The following is a 19,419-nucleotide window of genomic DNA, read 5'->3' as shown; positions in this document are numbered from 1 at the left end:
TGTTAATCAGCCTTTTGTAATGGTTTCTTCCATGTTGTACAGTGTATTGATCACCCGCATCAGGGCGGCCGCCTGTACTTCATTTACCTTTTCATTCCTTGGGTACTCACCCACATTCAATACTTTGAAAGCATGCTTTTTGTCCTTTGCAAACATGGAAGCTTCACTGTTATAATACTCGGTAAGCAGCTTGACTTCCTTATCCGTAGGCTGGCGGCAGACGATTCTCTGAAAAGATTCCTTAATGTTGGTTTCAATATTGGTTGATTTGGCTGTAAGCCTTTCTGCCAAAACCCGGGATGCTTCCAGAACCGTAGGATCATTGAGCATAACCAGCGCCTGCAAGGGTGTATTGGTCTTGGAGCGCTTGATCTCACAATGATCGCGGTTGCTGGCATCAAAAATAATCATGGACGGCGGCGGAACCGTCAGCTTGATGAATGTATACATTCCCCTTCGGTATAATGCCTGCTCTTTATCCTGCTGGTAGGTTTTCAATGTGCCCCTGCCCGAGGTAGCCGCTTCCCATAATCCTTTTGGCTGGTAAGGCTTTACGCTGGGCCCTCCTATTTTGGATACCAATAACCCGCTCGTAGAAAGCACCATATCCCTGACCAGTTCGGCAGGAAGCCTGTAACGCGGCCCGCGCGACAGGAATATATTGTCAGGATCCGCTTTGAGCTTCTGCTCGGTAATCTTGGCCGATTGGCGGTAGGTAGCCGATGTTGCAATCTGTTTAACAAGCCTTTTTATATCCCAGCCATGGTTCATAAAGTCAACTGCGAGCCAATCCAGCAGCGCAGGATTAGTAGGCAAATCACCCTGCATTCCAAAATCGCCTGTGCTTTTTACAATGCCCCGTCCGATAAATTCCTGCCATATCTGGTTTACAAAAACGCGGGCAGTAAGCGGGTTGCTCTTGCTGGTCGTCCATTTGGCCAGGCCCAATCGGTTTTGAGGAAGTCCGTTGGTATCAAATTTCATTACCGCAGGCAGCGCGGAGGCCGTAACCACGCGGCCAGGCGCATCATACACGCCGCGGTTTAGAATATGGGTGGGCCGGAGCGTATCACGGTCTCCCATCACCGACACCATCAGCAGGCTCGTATCAGGCTTGTTGATAAATGTCAAAAGGGATTTAGCCTCCTCGTCTGAAATACGCAGAATAGGGTTTTTCGCCGGCTTTGTGCGCGAGATATCTCCTTCAAAGCCAAGCTCTTTGGAATTATTGAAAAACGCGAAAAGACGGTAATAATCTTCCTGTGAGATGGGGTCATACTTGTGATCGTGGCATTGGGCGCATTCAACAGTAAGCCCCAGCACACCCGTACTGTATGTTTTGGTTTTATCAATGTTGTATTCGATCCTGTACTCCTCGGGAATTACGCCACCCTCCTCGGTGTATTTATGATTTCGGAAAAATGCGGTTGCCAAAATCTGCTCTTTACTTGCATTAGGCAGCATATCACCGGCAATCTGCCAGGTCAGAAACTGATCATAGCGCATGTTTTTATTGAATGCACTGATCAGCCAGTCGCGCCATGGCCACTGCGTGCGCACTTCATCATCCTGATAGCCGTAAGAATCGGCATAGCGCGCCACGTCCAGCCAGTAAATTGCCATTTTCTCTCCATAGGCTTTCTGGCTGAGCAGCTCATCGACGACCTTTTCATAGGCATTGCCGCTTTCATCAGCTGCGAAACGGTTCTGTAAATCCAGTGTCGGCGGCAGGCCCGTCAGATCCAGCGAAACCCTTTTGAGCAGGTGGCTTTTGTCAGCCTGCTCGTTGGGAGCAAGCCCAGCCCCTTCCATCTTTTGCAAAACAAAATGGTCGATCTCATTCTTGGGCCACTCTTTATCTGAAATTTCGGGCAGAGCCGGCAAAACCGGCGCTGTAAATGCCCAGTGCTTTTCATACTTGGCCCCTTGCTCGATCCATTTACGAACCAGACCAATTTCAGTTTCACTCAGTAAGCCCAGGTGTGATTCCGGAGTGGGCATCTGATAGGCCGGATCCACCGAAGTGATCCTTTTATAAACCTCTGATTGCTCGGGCTTACCCGGAAAAATCGCAACCCCTTTTCCATCTTTCAGCTTCGCATAAGCATTTTCGGCTACATCGAGCCTGAGGCCCGCCTCGCGTTTGTTTGCATCCGGGCCATGGCAGGCGTAGCATTTGTCGGAAAGGATCGGACGAATGTCAAAATTGTAGCTCACAAGCCCTTCACTGCCGCCTTTTTGTAAAGTATTATTTTTTTGAAAGCAGGAGACGACCACAAAAAAGGCTACGCTACTCAATGCCAGGAAAAGGAAAAGCTTTTTTTTCATATCTAAAACAGGCTCACAAAGCCTGCCGTTACATACTATGTTTGTACAAACTACTTAGCTAACGCAACTTTATCAGCACAATATTGCTTTAAGCCAAATATTTAAATACAAAGTTAAATTATTTAATGGCAATTCAATGCTAAACCATATACTTTGTACATACAAAGTATCGCTACTTATCCGGGGATGCTTTAAAACGGAATACCATTGAAAAAATCAATGGCAGAGCAATGCCCGGCCATTGATAAAGTACGTGAAAGGATTTATCTAACCTAACTAAAAGCTAGATGATCAGTAACCAGGGTTTTGTTTAAGCGCCCCGTTGCTTTTTCTGATCTCGGTGTTGGGGATCGGAAACAGATAGTAATGATCCCCTTTCCATGGTTTTCTCACCTCAGCTTCGGGAATGATGCCATACGTGTAGGTAAGCTTTCCGAGGGCATCACCGGGCTTGGCCCCTGTCCAGTCCATGGTTACTTTGGTCAGTCCGCGTACGGCTATGTCCACATGTCCGGGCGCCGCCTTCCAGCGCATCAGATCAAAAAAGCGCGAATCTTCCAGATGCAGCTCGATGGCCCTTTCGTTGCGGTAATCCCTGACAAGTGCTGCTCCCGTGCTTTTGATATCGGGCATGTTCACAGAGGATCTTTTGCGAACCTTGTTGATGTACGCTCTGGCCATGGCCTCATTTCCCAAAGCAATTTGTATTTCGGCATAGTTCAGATAAAACTCGGTTAAGCGCATAAATACGATGACCTGGTTGTAATCATTATCGTAGCTTGCGCGCGGCCCTGCGAAGTCATCCGTTTTTTTGAATGTATAACCTGTCTGCACGCGCCAGTGGAAGGGAGTAAGGCCTTTCACCCAATAGGTTTTCGAATCCCTGCCAAAGTCAAAAAGGTTCTGGCCATTTTTGGGATCCACCTTATTGGGGTTAATGTAGGGAGCTGCATTGTCGGGGTTGGGATTGGCATCTTCCCAATATTCATAAGTGCGCACCGTGCTTTTTGATCCGTCGATAATGTTAAGCGGACCTGCTCCCGGATAAATGACGGCATCATAGAAACGCGGGTCGCGGTTTTTCTCGGGCTTTTGAGGATCATACCCGGAGGCTGGATTCACGGTCACGCCGTCTGCCAGATAGGGATATTCACCATTTTTGAGCTGGAACATATTGACAAAATTCTGGGTCGGAACAAGCCGCTGCTGGGCGTCAAAGCCGCTGGGCCAGTAATCATAATTGTAACCCCAGCCTGGTATTCTGGTTGCGGGCGTAAATGATTTGCCAAAGATCGTCTCGTCGGTTTTCAATGGTTTCTTGAAAAGCTCGGCATACTGCGGGTGCAAGGTAAAACCCAGATCGAGGACGGCTTTGGTGGCAGCCTCGGCGGCCTTCCATTTGGCCAGGTCTTTGGTTGGGTTATTCAGCGGACTGGCCAGATATAGCAGCACCCGGGCCTTGAAGGCCAGTGCTGCGGCCTTGCTGATTTTCCCTGTATTTACCGGCAGGCCATCCAGAAAACCTATGGCAAGATCCGTTTCACTGAGTATAAACTGGGCGCATTCCTCAAAGCTGTTTCTGGGCACATCAAAGGTTTCCGAATTTAGCTGAAAGCTGTTTGTAACAATGGGCACACCGCCAAATGTGCGCATGAGCTCAAAATACATCCAGGCACGCAGAAAATGCACTTCTCCTCTCATGGGACCCAGCTTGTCTTCGGCGATGGCAGAGCTTTCTATATTTTCAAAAAACACATTCGCCTTCCGGATGAAGCCATACTCGTAGTCCCAGAGCGGGATAGGCACGGGCTGTTCCTTGGCAACTGAAAGCAGATCATTGACATTGTCAGCCGTCAGGTTGCCTTCCAGATAATTGCGGATACCGGCTGAGCGCTCGTGGGTTTCGGGCTGATTGACAGCAATGTCGGTCAGGGCGTCAAAGCCTCCGGTACCCGGCGCCCAGGGCGGCTTGATGCCATTATAAATGTTGTAAACATAGTTTTGCAAAAACACGGCATCATTGAAAACCGCTTCGTCGGATATGGCATCAAGCGGCTTTTTGTCCAGAACATTACAGGAGGTTGCCGTGGCAATGATGCCGATAAATGAGATACTCAGCGCCCTTTTTACCAATCTATTTTTGATGAAATATTTCATAGGTCGTTCTCAGATTAAAAGGTAAGATTAACTCCGAAGCTCAGCGTTTTCATGTTGGGATAAGCGCTGCCGTTCCCGCTCAGGAATTCGGGATCACCATTACCGTATTTTTTAAGGGAATTAAATACCATAAAGATGTTGTCGCCCGAAACGTACACCCTGAATGCTGCGATCCGGACTTTTGAAAGCAGGCTTTTGGGAAGCGTGTAGCCCAGCTGAACGTTCTTCATACGCATCCACGTGGCAGTGCGGTAATAAAAGTCGCTGTCTGAGCCTGCAAAGCCTGTCGGCGAGATCATCGGAAGTTCCGCGTTTACATTGGATAATGTGTAGCTGTTGAGCGCCACGTACTCCAAACCATTACCACCAGCGCCCGAGTTGAATCCATTGCTCAGACGGAACTTTGCACCGCTTTGTCCTTGCAAAAGCATGGCCAGGTCAAAATTCTTGTAATTCATCCCAATGCTCAGTCCATACTGCGTACTTGGAAAAACAGTGGTGACATTATTTGCGTCCGTATTATAGGTCGAGTTGAACATATACTGGTCATTGCTGTCGATGATCTTGTCCCCATTCAGATCGGCGAAAATCAAACCGCCCAATGATGCTCCGGGATAATTAACATTGTTATCCAGGTCCTGCTGGGTGCGGTATATGCCGACGGATTTGTATACCAGCCTGGATCCGAAAGGCTCACCTTCCAGCTTTTGATACTCTTCTGCCTGGGGCGTTTCGTCGAAGTAAATGATCTTGTTTTTGTTATAAGAAAAGTTTCCGTTGACCCGCACGGTCAGATCTGAGAAATTGTGCCGGTAACCTGCCTGAAGCTCGATGCCCTGGCTGTTCATTTTACCAATGTTTTCATCGGGCAGAAGCAGCCCGGTGTAACTCGGAATCGAGGCCTGTCTTTTTCCCAGAATGTTTGAAGTTTTGTTCTGGAAAAGATCCAGCTCGAAGGTCAGGCGGTTATTAAGGAAAGCTGCTTCCAGACCAATGTCCGTTTTCTCGCTCACTTCCCAGGTAATGTTGGGGTTAGGCGTGGATTGCACGGCGATACCGCGCGCGTCTACGCCGTTGACAACCCATCCGTCGGTATACCCGTAAGCGGCAATGTATTGGAACGGATCCACCCGGTCGTTACCCAGCTTTCCCCAGGAAGCCCTTAATTTCAAAGTGCTAAGCACATTTTTTGGAATAAACGCCTCGTTGCTGATCACCCAGCCTGCTGAAACCTGCGGGAAAAACCCAAAACGTTTGTCCTTTGGAAAGATAGGCGAACCGTCGTAGCGGGCGCTGAAGCCGAACAGATATTTTTGCTTAAAATCATAGCTTAACCGTCCGAAAAAATTCTGGCGGGCCGACTCTGTGGCAGAACCATCATTGTTCCAGTTCAGGCGGTTGGTAGTGCCGGCAAATAGCTGATCGATCAGCGGGGAATCGTAACCCAGACGCTGGGCAAAGAAAGTGTTATCATCATAAGTCATCTGCTCATAAGCCACGAAAGCTGAGAGTTTGTGATCCTGTGCAAACGTCCTGTTATAATTGAGCTTCACATTTCCGGTGGTGCGCAGGCTTTGTCTGAAATCTTCGCGCAAGCCGATGTCCTCTACGGATCTGGACTGCTTTTCTACAATGTTGCCATCCGGATCTTTTTCAAAATAAGGCCAGATGTAATTAAACTGCTTATCGTATCCCACGGTTTTGACAACAGACAAATAGCCATCGATACTGAATCCTTCCAGAAAGGACATATTGTACTTGAAGCGGACTGTTCCGCTGGCTACATCGGTTTTGTATTTGCGGTAACCCGGGCTCAGCAGGCGGGCGGCGGGGTTCAGATGCGACCATCCTTCTCCCGGATAACGGTAATCGCCTCCAATATAGGCTTCCTGCAAAGGGCTGGTGGTGGCCAGCGAGCCTACTTCCCCGCCCGGGCCGCCCTGAGGCGTTTGCGTTGCTTTTTCACGGATCGACAGGTCCAGGCCTACTTCCAGGTCTTTGGTTACGGTCACATCCACATTGCTTCTTACATTATATTGTCTGAGCTTGGATTTGTTGTCGCCACGAAGAATCCCCCCCTGGCTGGCCGTACCCAGAGACACAAAATAGCGCACCTTATCCGTTCCTCCGCGCATAGTCAGCGAGTATCTGGTCTGCCTGACGGGCGGGCCGATCAATGCCTTCCACCAGTCCTCAGGCCTTCTTGTTCCGTTCCGGAATGATTCTACCAACGCGTCAGGAAAGTCGGCCGGTGTCCCTTCCAGGGCCCTGCGGTCATTGAGGGCCTGCATATACTGGAATGCATCGGCTGATTGGACCTTCATAGTCGGCGACTGCCAGGACTGCGTTGTGGAAAAATCAAACGCGGGCTTGCCCGTCACGCCTCTCTTGGTGGTAACCAGGATCACGCCGCCCGCCGACTGCGCCCCATATATTGCCGCCGAAGCATCTTTGAGCACCGAAATTGACTCTATATCATTGGGATCAAGCCTGTTTAAACCATCGGGATCTGCATTGGCAACGCCGTCGATTACAATCAGGGCGGAGGTGTTGCGGTAAGTACTGGCGCCCCTGACCAGGATCTGGGCATCGTCAAAACCCGGGGCAGCGCTCCTTTGGGTCACATACACGCCTGCCATCCTTCCGGCCAGCGAGTTGGATAGGGATGCTGCGCTGGATTTTTTGATCTCCGCACCCGTTGTTTGCACGACTGCATTGGTGAGCTCGGATCTTTTCTGGGTTCCGTAACCCACCACCACTACATCGCTCAGCTCCTGGGAGGAAACCTCCATTTGAATGTCCAAAGCGGCCTGCGATCCTGCCGTTAACTCTTTGGTAATGTAGCCAATGTAGGAAAATACCAGCACGCTGCCAGCGCCTTTCACCTGTATCGAATACTTTCCATTGGCATCCGAAACCACACCATTGGTAGTTCCTTTTTCCAGCACGTTTACGCCTGGTATGCCCGCATTGTTTTCGTCCGTAACCATTCCGGTAATGGTCTGTTCTGCCGCGGTGCGGGCCCCTTTGACATCTTTAATGGAGCCAGAGGCCTTGTGCAGGGGGATAGCGGCCTGCACGGCAGAGGCCAGAAAGATTCCCAGTGCCAAGCCCAGACAGGTGCTCAACGATCTCCGCCCGTTTTTTGCAAGTAGTTTTGGTTTCATAAAAGCAGTTAGTGGTTAAATGGCTTTTTTCCCACGAAGTGAGGATTTAGGATTTAATCAGTACGCAAAGCACTCTATCTCAATACATTTTACATATGTACAAACATATAAACATATTTTTGAAAAACAAGGACTCCTAATATATTTTAAAGAAATAATGACATTTTATACAGAAATGGGAAAGGAAGGTTGATAGGAAGATAGACGCGAAAGCTGCTACTACACTTAGGCGAGATACCTATATAGGCGCATCCATCGCAGACCGTAGCCTAACGCTTAGCTGTAAACGCAGCATGATTATATTTGAATGCTATATTATTCCCGTACGCTTTCGACGGTGTAGACAAAACTGTCGGCGCGGTAATAGCCCAGGTTGTATTCAATGGGCCTGTCGCCCTGATCAAAGACAAAACGTTTTCTAAACAAAATCGGGCTTCCTACCTCCACTTCCAGCTTTGCGGCAATAAATTTATCGGCAGCAATGGCGCCAACTTCTTCCTTGGAAAGCGTGGCGACAACCAAATGGTCTTTTTCTAGAATGTCGTAAAGCGGCCGCTTGAAATCTTCCTCCCCAGTCAGGCCCACCCGGGGATGGAAATAGGAAATGAAGTAAACAAAGGGCCCTTCCACTTTACCCCTGAGCCGTTCGAGTTTCAGGATCTTTTTGGAGGGATCTATGTCAAAAAAGTTGGCTGTTTTCTCATCAGGCGTAACCCAGGTAACATGCAGCTCAAAATTTTTGACATTGATCCCCCTGGCATTCATTTCCTGGGTAAAGCTCAGCCAGTTCTTTGATTTTGAGCTTATTACCGGCTCTGCTACTTTGGTGCCAATTCCTTTTTTTCTGATCAGTAATCCCTCGTACACCAATTTATTGAGCGCCTGACGCAGCGTAGACCTGGATATAGCCAACTGCTTGGCCAGCTCCACCTCGTTGGGAAGGAATTTACCATTTAAATGCTCGGGATCATTGATCATCGTCCGCAGCAGGTTTTCTGCCTGAATATGTAATGGAACCGGGCTTTTATGATCTATGCTAAATTTCATGGTCGACAAATTGAGTAGAGAATCACAAAAATAGCGAATTCAGATGCCTTTCAAGCAACCAGACCCGCTAAGTTCTCACGTATGCTTTCAGCGTGGCGCATTTGGTCCCTGCCGCATTGCCCGCTGGCGTAATGGTGTAAACTGCCACACTAGCCGGCACTATAAAGGTTTCAGCATAATGGATCACGTAAGGCTCAAACAGATTATCCGGACTTTCCACAAGCACCTGGCTGCCTTCCACCAGATTGACCACATTCAGTGTTCCGTGGGTATAGTGCGTTACTTTCGAATCAAACCAATGCCTGCGGGTCTCAATGAACTGCGATTCATGCAGGCCGGTCGATTCCTCTTTGAGATGACCATTGAGCGAAATGCTGGTAACGTTATTCACCAAATGCTGCCTTACCCAATCCTCATCCCTGCTGTAATCGATCACATTTTTGCCGTGCTCAATGTTGATGGGCCGCGGCTTGCCATCCATGCCCAACCGGCCCCAATCCCACAATTTGAAAGTAAAAATGTAGGGTGTGGCCGAAATTTCCAGCACCACAGCATTTTTGCCAGAGCAGTGGATAGTCCCCGCAGGAATCAGAATGTGGTCGTGCTTTTTTACAGGCAGTTTGTTGACATATTTCTCTGTATCAAAATCAGTTAATTCTTTCTGGGCTTTTTCCAGGTCGGCAATCATGGTCGCCGCATCTACATTATTACGTGTTCCCAGATATACGCAGGCATCCTGGTCTGCTTCCAGGAAATAATAACTCTCATCCTGGGTATAGCTCATGCCGAAATGCTCCTGGATATATGCCCGCGTGGGATGCACCTGCAAGCTCAGATTACCGCCCTGCATGGTGTCCAGAAAATCGAAGCGGATCGGAAATTCGGCTCCAAACTCGTTGTAGACTGCCTGCCCAAGCAGCTGCTGCGGCCGGGTGAGAACCAGGTTGATCGAGGGAAGCTCGAAAAAATGCTCACCAATCTTAAAAAGCAGACTGTTCTCTTCGGGAACGCAGTCAAAACCCCAGGCATAGTTAATTTCATCACGGTCCAGATCGGCCACTTCTTTCAGCCATTGTCCACCCCACGGGCCTGGATCAAAGAAAGGCACGACCCGGAAGGGCCGCCCGACGGCCTGGTCCAAGCCGCTGCGGTATGTCTCAGCGCCCAGCATTTTGGGCTCGCCGGCAATGTTGGCATCCATGAAAAAGTCTATCTGATCAAAAAAGGAGAGCTTATGCCTGTCAAAAACCCGCCAGTCCAGAAAATAACCCTGTTTGTATTTTGCTGCAAAGCTCTCATCAAGATTATTGACGCCAAAATTGCCTACCTGTCCGCGCTTCATTCTCTTCTGGATTTCCCAGCGCGCCAGGTCTGCGTAAATTAAAATGTCGGCATCGGCAAACAGCGCCGCTCCTTCTCCGAAAACCACCACTGTGCCTGAGGCTAAATCTCGAATCTGGTCTTTTTGTTTTTCCAGCTTGGGCCCATCAAAAAAGTCATGGATTTGCAGATTATTGATTCTGCCAAAAATAGCATCATCGGTTACATACGGAAACACCATTTGCTGGATCTGAGCTGCATCTTTCAGGCAAGCATTTGTTTGGATAACTGTGGCTGCTGGCAGATGCGCCTTTATGGCATCCAGCATTTCTGCTGCGTCCACGCCATGATACACGTCCATGCAGATCACGGTTTTGCTTTGGCCTTTCAGCTCAGCGAGCCGCATTATTTCATCGAAAATATGCTGCCAGCCAGCAAAACACAGCTCCGAGGATTCACTAATTTCTACGTATGGATACTTATCGTAATTCGATTGCATTATCAGTAATTTTTTGTTTCAATAATTCATATACACCCAATATCCCCGCATGCTCAGGCTGGGCAGCCACAACCAGATCCACATCGCCAGAGCCAATCCAGCTGTGCTTATCGAGCATTTCTTTGATATAGGGCAAAATAATGTGACTGCTTTTGATGATCCCCCCGCCAAAAATAACTTTCTGGGGATCATAGGCATGGATCAGGTTAATCACGCATAACGACCAGACTTTCAGGCAGCGCTCCTGCAATGTTATGGCCAGCGCGTCGCCCTGAGCTGCCAGCTCAAACAAGTTTTTAAAATCAATGGTCTGTAACTCTGCCAGTTTGCTTGAAGCAAATTCGGAAGATGCTTTTGCAATCCGGGTCAGCGCCCAGGTGGAGCTTTCACTTTCCACGCAGCCCACATTGCCGCAGTTGCAGATGCTGCCCTCAAAATTGATGGTGGAATGCCCTCCCAGGTTACCGCCTATAAAGTTCTTTCCCCGCAGCGGCGCGCCATTGACCAGGGCGCCTGTGCCTACGCCGGTTCCCAGCGTTACCAGCACCAGATCGGTGCTCATCATGCCAGCGCCATGTTTCCATTCCCCAATGAGTGCGGCCCTGGCATCATTTTCAACGGCTATGGGAACGCTAAAATTCACTTTTGCCCACGCTTGCAGATCTACATTTTCAGCGCCCGGATATTTTACATATTTGGATAAAATCCTGCCTGTATAAAAATTGACAATGCCGGGAAAGGCAAAACCGATCCCTATCAGCCTGTATGCACCTTGTGATAGCAAATGCTTCATCTCCAAAGCAATACCGGCGAGCCTTTGCTCAAAGCTCAGCTCGGAGGCCGCTTCAATGTTGGCATCGGCAATGATCTGCCCCTGAAAAACAATCCCCAATTTAATGCGGGTGCCGCCAAAATCAACTCCTATAAAAATGTCTTTCATTTCAGATTCTGCAATAGCCTTTCCCAGTTTATTCTTTGATCCCCTACCAGCTTCTTTCAATTTCTTCCAGGGTCCTGTTTTTGGTTTCCGGGATTTTTTTAATTGTAAAAATCCAGATAATGACTGCATTCACCATGAAAATCCAGAATGTAACCGCCCCGCCGAATGTTCCCAAAAAATAGGGCGTAAGCTGCGTGATGGCCACAACACCTATCCATAATATCAATGTAGCCACTGACATAGCAATCCCCCTGATCTTGGTGGGGAATATCTCAGACATCAGCACCCAGGGAATGGGCCCCAGCGATACGGCAAAACTGGCAATGTAGCCCAGGATAAATAGTAGCACCCAAGGGCCTTTGTCGAAATGGAAATAAAAGCAGATTCCTGTGGCAAAAAGGCAGATGATCATGCCGGCCACACCCCAGATCAGAAGACTTCGCCTGCCGGCCCGATCGATAAGCCAGATGGCCACCAATGTAAAAAGCATGTTGACTACGCCGATAATGATGGTCTGTGTAAAAGCCGATTCGGCGCCAAAACCAATGCTTTTGAATATTTCGGGTGCATAATAAATGACTGCATTGATGCCGGTAATCTGTGAGAAAAGCGCCAGCACAATACCGATCAAAAGTGGCTTACGAAGCTTTGGGTCCAATAAATCGCTTAGCCTGCCTTTTTCGTCGCGCAGACTTTCGGAGATCTCTGTGAATATCTGCTGGGCAACGGCTTTACCGTTGATCTTTTCGAGGATCTTCTTAGCGGCTTCATCTTTGGCCTGTGCTGCCAGCCACCGCGGACTTTCGGGCACAAAGAACAATAATATAAAGAACACTACGGCCGGAATCACCTCCGAGCCCAGCATATACCGCCAGCCGTATTCAATGTTCCAGGCCTGATCACCCGCCTGGCTTATTTTCAGATTAATAACATATATAATGTTAATTCCCAGCACGATGGCAAGCTGGTAGAGCGTCACCAGGCGGCCCCGCAGGCGCGAAGGGGCAATCTCTGAAATGTACATCGGGCACAGCATGGAAGCTGCCCCTACCCCAATGCCCCCAAGCAGCCGCATGATAATGAAGCTCGTCAGATCATTGACAACCGCTGAGCCGTAGGCGGGCAGCGCAAAAAGAACTGCTGTTGCAATCAGAACGGCCTTGCGGCCGTAGCGGTCGCTGAGATAACCCGCCGACATGGCTCCCAGCACACAACCCCATATGGCACTGCTGGCAGCCCAGCCCACCATCAGCGGAGACAAATTAAACTTGACTTGCAGGTAACCAATCGTCCCGGCGATCACGGCCGTATCGTAGCCAAAAAGAAAGCCTCCGAATGCAGCAACGCTGGTAATGAGCATGATGTAGGGCAGCCGGTTTTTAGCTGGTAATGTATCGGTCTCTTCGCTTATCATACTCAGTGGTTTGGTTGGGAAGATTGTTGGCTGAACTTAACCCTTACAAACCGCGGGCGATACAGGTTAGGTTTTTTTGTGATGATCTCAAAAAATTTAAAACTATTTACATTATAGGAAATCAGCAGCTCACCCGGCGCTGACAATGCCGGGTGCGCTTTGGCATTATAAGTAAACAAATCCGGGTCCTGGATATCATTTGTGGTTTTATAAAGCACAATCCTGGGACCGAACGGGCCTACGGGCGTGGGGCCGAGCTGCATGCAAATCTGGGGAAAAATACTGCCCAGCTGATAAACCAATGCGTATTTGCCTTTGGCCAGCCGGCTTACGCTCATCTCATTGGAGACCGAATCGCTCAATGCTTTCACGGACTTGACATCCTTTGACCAGCCCCGGCCATTCCAAAACTCCCATTCGCCGAAGGAATCGATCCGTTCGGGCTTAACCCGGGCAGAGACGAGCTGCTTACTTTTGCCTTTTATCCCATAAACATATGCAAAACCATCCGGCTCGGCCTCTCCCGCAGACGCACTGTTATTAAAAATGCCTGCTCCAAAAGATATGGTCTCCCCTTCACCTTTGTAGTCATTGAATGGAAGCGGTTTTTGCTGCTGGTCGGCATAAGGAAAAGGACTTCCGGCTGGCACGCGGATCAATACATTACCCGTTTCCTTGAAAGGAAAAGGCGATTTATCGTGCGTATTGGTGATTTGATAAGCAAAAATAAAAAGGTCTTTACCTGCATCGGGATTAACAAACCCGTCGCCCAGCCAAAAGTAGGTGTCTTTTTCCGGCTTGTTTGATTTAGGGCTGAAAATGGCTTTATAGGTTCCGTTTTGGCTGGCTATTTTGAATGCCATCTTGGAGGAATCAGCCGTTTTACCCTTCAAAAGCGACACAGAGTTATTGACCATGACAAAGCCCGGCTGCAGGGAATCTCCCTGAATTTCTCCCACCATTGTATCACTGAACAGAAACAGCAGACTGTCATTTTTCTCACTATCGCGGCCCGACAGCGGAATAGCAAATATCCCGTCACCGCCGAACCATCCTGATTTTCTAAGGAACATGTTGGTCCACTCCGAATCAGCTTCTGCTGTAAATTCCTTTTCATTGATATGGACCTCATCCTGCACCTTTTGTCCGCCACAGGAAGATAGTGCCGTCAGCAGAGTCAGCATGCTATAAATAAAGAAGGGTTGCAGTTTCATTCGTTTGCGATAAATGTCAGCGCTAAACAATATGTTCGTATGTATGAACATTTAAATGTATAGAAATTATGGTGAAACAAAAATAGTTTAGGTAAATTTTGCCTGAATCTGTGATCAGCATGTTGACACATTGAAAAATACAAACAAAAGATCATAAGTTTATAAACAAGATCCAAAAGCGATTACTAATCTACCTTTATGAAAGCCAAAATCCGTGTTGTTATTGCCTGGCTGTTGTTCTTATCAGCATATCATCATGCTAAGGCGCAAAGTTTTCTTAAATATGTCGATCCAAACATTGGTACTGCACATAGCCGCTGGTTTTTTTATACACCAGCTGCGGTTCCTTACGGCATGGCTAAGCTTGCTCCCTCTACAAACGGGCATTATGGCAATCCATCGGGATGGGAAGCCGTTGGCTATGATACGCGCCAAAATTCGATAGAAGGTTTTGTTCATTTTCATGAGTGGCAGGTAGGCGGTGTAAGCTATATGCCGGCAACCGGACCGCTTAAAACCAAGCCGGGTGATCTGGATTCTGCCCATACAGGTTATCGTTCCGGCTTTGACCGAAAAAGCCAGGTGGCCCAGCCCGGTTACTACAAGGTTTTATTGGAGGATTATAAGATTACCGCTGAGCTTACGGCCACCAAAAGGGTTGGTTTCCAGCGCTATACATTCCCAGAACACAAGCAATCTAACATTATCCTTGATATTGGAAACAAGCAGGGCGAAAGCGACATTGTAACAGATGCCCGCATTAAAATGCTTGATGATACGCACTTTGAAGGCTACGTGATCACCTATCCCAAATATGTGAAGATATATGATCCTAAGGGAAAAATCGCCATGTTCTTTTATGGTGAGCTCAGCAAAAAGCCAGCCTCAGTTACAGCTTTCACTACTGATAAGATAATGGCAAACCAGCGTAGTTCGGCAGGCAAGGGTGCGGGCCTGGCACTTCACTATCAGACAAAAGATAAGGAAATCATTGAAGTTAAAACCGGCCTGTCTTACACCTCTATTCAGAACGCAAAACAAAATTTTCTTGCTGAGGCACAGGGCTTGTCTTTTGAGAAGGCCAAAGCGCAAGCCCAGACCGTCTGGCAGCAGCAGTTGGGCAAAATTGCAGTTGAAGACGGCGATGAGCAAAACAAAATCAAATTTTACACCGGTCTTTATCACGCCTTACTGGGAAGGGGCATTGCCAGCGATGTCAACGGCGCCTACCCCATGCACGGTGGAAAGACGGGGCAACTTCCGGTACAAAACAGTAAGAACCTGCCCTACGAATTCATCAACACAGATGCTATATGGGGCGCCTTTTGGAACATTACCCAGCTGTGGGCCCTGTCCTACCCCGAGTGGTATGGCAGTTTTGTCAATACACATTTGCAAATTTTCAAGGATAAGGGCTGGTTTGGTGATGGCATTGCCAACAGTGAATTTGTATCAGGCGTAGGAACCAACTTTGTGGGGCTGGCCATCGCAGGCGCCTACAATGCAGGTATCCGCAATTACGATGTGGAATTTGCCTATAATGCGATCAAGGCAAACGAGCTAAATTATAAAAATCGGCCCGTCGGCGCTGGTAAGCTGGATACCAAAGCCTTTGCAGCGTATGGCTACGTGCCTTTTTTAGAGCGGACAGGACAGGATTTTATCACCGATTCCACCAGGTCTAACTTTTCAGGATCACATACTCTGGAATACAGTTTCAGCGCATTTGCCGCCGCGCAGATGGCCAAGGCATTGGGTAAGACCCAGGATTATAGTCAGCTCATTAAACTATCAAACGGCTGGCGGCATATTTTCAACCCGCAAAACAAGCTGATGCAGCCCAAGAAGATAGATGGCACTTTTATAGCAAAGTTTGATCCTTACCAGCCGTGGCGCGGCTTTCAGGAAGGAAACTCGGTACAATATACATTCTACGTCCCGCATAACCCGGCCGGCCTCATCGATGCCATTGGTAAAGACAACTTCAATAGCAGGCTAGACAGCATCTTCACCGTTTCTGAAAAGCTCGGCTTTGGCGGCGGTAAAACCATTGACGCATTTGCCGGTGTTAATTCCATTTATAACCACGGAAACCAGCCAAATCTGCATACCAGCTGGTTATTTAATTTCTCAGGAAGACCGTGGTTGACCCAGAAATGGACCCGGGCCATCGGGCGTGAATTTTACGGAACCGAGCCCATACATGGCTATGGTTACGGACAGGATGAGGACCAGGGCCAGCTCGGATCCTGGTATGTAATGAATGCACTGGGACTCTTTGATGTAAAAGGCTTTACAGATCAAAGGCCGGTGATAGAACTGGGCAGTCCCCTATTTGATAAGGTTACCGTTACTTTGGGTAATGGTAAAACCCTTGTGATTGAAACAAAAAATAACGGCAAGGATCATGTATATGTCCAATCGGCAAGATTCAACGGAGCTGCTCTGGATAACTGCTGGCTGTATCGTGATGAGCTGATGAAAGGCGGCACCCTAAGCTTTGTCATGGGCGATAAGCCCAACGAGCAATGGGGAACAAAGACGCCGCCTCCATCAGAACAGTAGACTACCCGGCAGTTATCATCATGCTGAATGCGCTGCTAATACCTGATTCTGAACGCCTTTCAGGATTTCATAGCTGTGGATGCGCGCATCAGGATCATAGATGTGGCTGGTAACCATTAGCTCGTCAAGCTGCGTATGCCGCTGGAAATAAGCCAGGTCAGCACTAATCTTCTTCTGATCACCGATAAAAGTGTATTTCATCATTTGTCTGACGGCCGCTTCTTCGTAGTCGCCCCAAAGTCCGTCCATGCTTTCCACGGGTGGTTGCAAAGGCCGGCGTTTGCCTGTAATAATGCCCGTAGCCAGCTGAAAGAAAGAGGTAGCAATCCGCTCTGCTTCCTGATTGGTGTCTGCTGCAATCACATTTACGCATGCCATCACATATGGCTGGGTAAGATATTTAGAGGGCCTGAAATTGCGGCGGTAAAGCTCAATAGCAGTCAGGAAATGGGTCGGTGCAAAGTGGCTCGCGAATGCATAGGGTAATCCCAGGTGGGCAGCCAGCTGCGCACTGTCGGTACTCGAGCCCAGTATCCAGATGGGTATGTCTGCTCCTTCACCGGGAATAGCGCGCACTTTGGCGTTTTTATTGTCCGGCGAAAAATAGTTCTGCAATGCGATCACATCATCGGGAAAATCCTGAGCAGATTCCATGTAGTTGCGTCTGAGCGCGCGGGCAGTAACCTGGTCGGTTCCGGGCGCGCGTCCGAGTCCCAGATCTATACGCCCCGGGTAAAGCGAGGCAAGCGTGCCAAACTGCTCGGCCACAACCAGCGGGGCGTGATTGGGCAACATAATGCCTCCGCTGCCTACACGGATTTTCTTTGTGCCACCGGCAATGTAGCCGATCAAAACCGAAGTTGCCGAGCTGGCAACACTTTCCATATTATGATGCTCGGCAAGCCAGTACCGGTTATAGCCCAGCTCTTCGACACGCTGTGCGAGCCGGAGGCTGTTTTTAAATGTTACCGATGCATTATTCCCTTCGGTGATCGGTGCAAGATCAAGAATGGAAAAAGGTATATCTTCAATAAGTTTGTCTGCCATATCTGTTTTTACTAACAATAATAATACTGTTAGTAAAAAACATTTAGCTGGCCACAGAGTTCCCTCTTAGCGATCATTGCGCAAATAAACAGGCAAGCTTTTTCCTACTCAGTAAAATTGTCGTAGTAGGTAAAATCCTGTGTAATCTTGCCGTCTACTATCGTAAAAATGGTGCAGATGGGCATTGTAAATTTTGACTTGTCAGGTGCGGTGCCCGTCGAGATGAACTCGACGATCATGTGCTCATCGCCGGAAGGATACATGTTAACAACACTGTCGCGAACATCCGGGATCATTTGCTGCAACTCGCCATACTTCTTAATGATCTGCTCGTGGGACTGTTTGACAATACCCTGCCCCAGCGATGGATCTTTAAATTCTGCCGTATCGGAATACATGGCTGCCATCTCTTTCCAATTGTGCTGATTGAACTTCTCAAAGTATTCTTTGAGAAGCTTTTCATTGTCAGAATTGGCTACTACCGGGCTATCCTGATCCGTTTTCTTGGACTGGCAGGATGCAAATATTAACAGGCTTGCAACTAAAATGGGGAGGGTTTTCATTGGTTTGTGGTGGCTCGTAGTCGTTAAGAACAAATAAGAGCCAAAATATATCAAAAATTCCTAGCTTCTACTCACAGCAACATCAGTAAGTTTAGCAGCAACAGGATTTGCGTGCGAAGCTCCTTTTTTTAACAAAAATGGCTTTTCAACTAAAATCCAGGAAAGATATCCCAGCAAACATGCGCCAAAAATCACAATCCACAGATAATTTATGTTGCCCGTCATGCCTAATGAAACAAGAATATTGAGAATAAGGCCGTGATAAATATAAACGCCATAACTGATATCATTGCCTTGGAGCAGCCTCTTAGACAATCCGACACCGGAATAAGCTACTGAAATGGTGCATACTGACAGGTAAAGCAATGAGAAAATGGAAAGCACGGGAGAACTAAGGGCTGGAAATAGAATTTTAATGAGAATGAAGCCTGCAACCCAGTAAATCCCTTTTCCATAGATCCACCTGGATTTGTATATCTGAAAGCGCTGCATTACCACACCGGCCAGAAAAAGGTAAAAATGGGGAAAGTACGTGTATCTCAGCAACTTTTCGAGGCGGACCTCACTGCTGGTGCCAATGCCGGGGAAATAAATTTTGGCAATGAAGGCGAAAGCAAAAAACAGAAGAAACGAACCAACGATGAGGAAGTTCAAACGCTTTGTCCTCCGGCCGAGAAAGTAAACAACAGGAAGAACAAAATAGAACTGCATCTCTACACAAATCGTCCACAGACTACCATTGTATGAGCCAAAGCCAAAATCAGACAGAAAATCCGGTGTATAAATTATTCCACCCATTTGGCCCAGGAGCCAAATTAAGGCTGCCTTATTAAAAAAATCAAAACCAAAGAAGCTGGCCACGCCGATCGTTATGATTAAACATGCCCAGAGCCCGGGGAAGATCCTTAAAAATCGGTTGCGAAAATAGTGCCTGAGATCGCTGCTGCGCTCAAAGGAAGCTGAGATCAGATAACCGCTGATGGTATAAAATATGGGTACGCCCGGAAAGTATAATAATGGGGCCGCCCAGTCAGGCGTAGGGATATGCAGGTGATCAAATGTATGGAATATCAACACTTGAATAGCAGCGAAGATCCGGATAAGATCGAAATTATTGATTCGGAAAGACTTTTCCATTAGAGTAGGGACTAGTAAAAA

General features: G+C 48.1%; 12 protein-coding genes. 1 reads left to right on the top strand and 11 read right to left on the bottom strand.

Translation table 11 applies throughout. From position 1 onward, the window contains the following. Positions 1-6: 6 nt before the first annotated feature. The 8 genes from L0660_RS12495 to L0660_RS12460 all read right to left on the bottom strand — a co-directional run bounded on the left by L0660_RS12495 (position 7) and on the right by L0660_RS12460 (position 14,086). Positions 7-2,328, bottom strand: coding sequence for a PSD1 and planctomycete cytochrome C domain-containing protein (locus tag L0660_RS12495; RefSeq protein ID WP_235159775.1), 2,322 nt, complete (start codon positions 2,326-2,328; stop codon positions 7-9). Positions 2,329-2,619: 291 nt separating this feature from the next. Further along, positions 2,620-4,485: a RagB/SusD family nutrient uptake outer membrane protein gene (locus tag L0660_RS12490; protein ID WP_235159774.1), complete on the bottom strand. Its 1,866-nt coding sequence runs from the start codon at positions 4,483-4,485 to the stop codon at positions 2,620-2,622. 14 nt (positions 4,486-4,499) lie between these two features. Beyond that, positions 4,500-7,652 (bottom strand): TonB-dependent receptor, encoded by a 3,153-nt coding sequence (locus L0660_RS12485; RefSeq protein ID WP_235159773.1) that lies wholly within the window; start codon positions 7,650-7,652, stop codon positions 4,500-4,502. A 315-nt stretch (positions 7,653-7,967) separates the two neighbouring features. Next, on the bottom strand, positions 7,968-8,699 hold the full coding sequence (locus L0660_RS12480) for a GntR family transcriptional regulator (RefSeq protein WP_233796779.1): 732 nt from the start codon (positions 8,697-8,699) through the stop codon (positions 7,968-7,970). A 67-nt stretch (positions 8,700-8,766) separates the two neighbouring features. Further along, positions 8,767-10,518, bottom strand: coding sequence for a class I mannose-6-phosphate isomerase (locus tag L0660_RS12475; RefSeq protein ID WP_235159772.1), 1,752 nt, complete (start codon positions 10,516-10,518; stop codon positions 8,767-8,769). Next, entirely contained in the window at positions 10,499-11,458 is a 960-nt protein-coding gene (locus tag L0660_RS12470) for an ROK family protein (protein WP_235159771.1), read from the bottom strand. The genes L0660_RS12475 and L0660_RS12470 overlap by 20 nt, the downstream gene beginning before the upstream one ends. Positions 11,459-11,501: 43 nt before the next feature. Then, positions 11,502-12,872 carry a sugar porter family MFS transporter gene (locus tag L0660_RS12465; RefSeq protein ID WP_235159770.1) on the bottom strand — a complete coding sequence of 457 codons (1,371 nt, stop codon included), beginning with the start codon at positions 12,870-12,872 and terminating at the stop codon, positions 11,502-11,504. A gap of 2 nt (positions 12,873-12,874) precedes the next feature. Further along, a complete protein-coding gene (locus L0660_RS12460; RefSeq protein WP_235159769.1) occupies positions 12,875-14,086 on the bottom strand; it encodes a DUF4185 domain-containing protein in 1,212 nt (403 codons plus the stop codon). A gap of 198 nt (positions 14,087-14,284) precedes the next feature. Between L0660_RS12460 and L0660_RS12455 the strand changes: the two genes are divergently transcribed. Then, a complete protein-coding gene (locus L0660_RS12455) occupies positions 14,285-16,651 on the top strand; it encodes a GH92 family glycosyl hydrolase (RefSeq protein ID WP_235159768.1) in 2,367 nt (788 codons plus the stop codon). An 18-nt stretch (positions 16,652-16,669) separates the two neighbouring features. Here L0660_RS12455 and L0660_RS12450 read toward each other — a convergent pair whose 3' ends face one another. The 3 genes from L0660_RS12450 to L0660_RS12440 all read right to left on the bottom strand — a co-directional run bounded on the left by L0660_RS12450 (position 16,670) and on the right by L0660_RS12440 (position 19,398). Continuing rightward, a complete protein-coding gene (locus L0660_RS12450) occupies positions 16,670-17,698 on the bottom strand; it encodes an LLM class flavin-dependent oxidoreductase (protein WP_235159767.1) in 1,029 nt (342 codons plus the stop codon). A gap of 104 nt (positions 17,699-17,802) precedes the next feature. Continuing rightward, a complete protein-coding gene (locus tag L0660_RS12445) occupies positions 17,803-18,261 on the bottom strand; it encodes a nuclear transport factor 2 family protein (protein ID WP_235159766.1) in 459 nt (152 codons plus the stop codon). A 60-nt stretch (positions 18,262-18,321) separates the two neighbouring features. Next, positions 18,322-19,398: an acyltransferase gene (locus L0660_RS12440; RefSeq protein ID WP_235159765.1), complete on the bottom strand. Its 1,077-nt coding sequence runs from the start codon at positions 19,396-19,398 to the stop codon at positions 18,322-18,324. Positions 19,399-19,419 lie beyond the last annotated feature (21 nt).

Origin of the sequence: Dyadobacter sp. CY351 (genome assembly GCF_021502625.1) — a bacterium.
Lineage (GTDB): Bacteria > Bacteroidota > Bacteroidia > Cytophagales > Spirosomataceae > Dyadobacter > Dyadobacter chenhuakuii.
Note: the sequence above shows the minus strand (reverse complement) of the source record. Positions and strands in the feature narration are given on the sequence as shown.

What these genes read in the sequence shown, in the direction of transcription:
- L0660_RS12495 (WP_235159775.1), bottom strand. Translation starts at nt 2,328, where the DNA reads ATGAAAAAAAAGCTTTTCCTTTTCCTGGCATTGAGTAGCGTAGCCTTT.
- L0660_RS12490 (WP_235159774.1), bottom strand. Translation starts at nt 4,485, where the DNA reads ATGAAATATTTCATCAAAAATAGATTGGTAAAAAGGGCGCTGAGTATC.
- L0660_RS12485 (WP_235159773.1), bottom strand. Translation starts at nt 7,652, where the DNA reads ATGAAACCAAAACTACTTGCAAAAAACGGGCGGAGATCGTTGAGCACC.
- L0660_RS12480 (WP_233796779.1), bottom strand. Translation starts at nt 8,699, where the DNA reads ATGAAATTTAGCATAGATCATAAAAGCCCGGTTCCATTACATATTCAG.
- L0660_RS12475 (WP_235159772.1), bottom strand. Translation starts at nt 10,518, where the DNA reads ATGCAATCGAATTACGATAAGTATCCATACGTAGAAATTAGTGAATCC.
- L0660_RS12470 (WP_235159771.1), bottom strand. Translation starts at nt 11,458, where the DNA reads ATGAAAGACATTTTTATAGGAGTTGATTTTGGCGGCACCCGCATTAAA.
- L0660_RS12465 (WP_235159770.1), bottom strand. Translation starts at nt 12,872, where the DNA reads ATGATAAGCGAAGAGACCGATACATTACCAGCTAAAAACCGGCTGCCC.
- L0660_RS12460 (WP_235159769.1), bottom strand. Translation starts at nt 14,086, where the DNA reads ATGAAACTGCAACCCTTCTTTATTTATAGCATGCTGACTCTGCTGACG.
- L0660_RS12455 (WP_235159768.1), top strand. Translation starts at nt 14,285, where the DNA reads ATGAAAGCCAAAATCCGTGTTGTTATTGCCTGGCTGTTGTTCTTATCA.
- L0660_RS12450 (WP_235159767.1), bottom strand. Translation starts at nt 17,698, where the DNA reads ATGGCAGACAAACTTATTGAAGATATACCTTTTTCCATTCTTGATCTT.
- L0660_RS12445 (WP_235159766.1), bottom strand. Translation starts at nt 18,261, where the DNA reads ATGAAAACCCTCCCCATTTTAGTTGCAAGCCTGTTAATATTTGCATCC.
- L0660_RS12440 (WP_235159765.1), bottom strand. Translation starts at nt 19,398, where the DNA reads ATGGAAAAGTCTTTCCGAATCAATAATTTCGATCTTATCCGGATCTTC.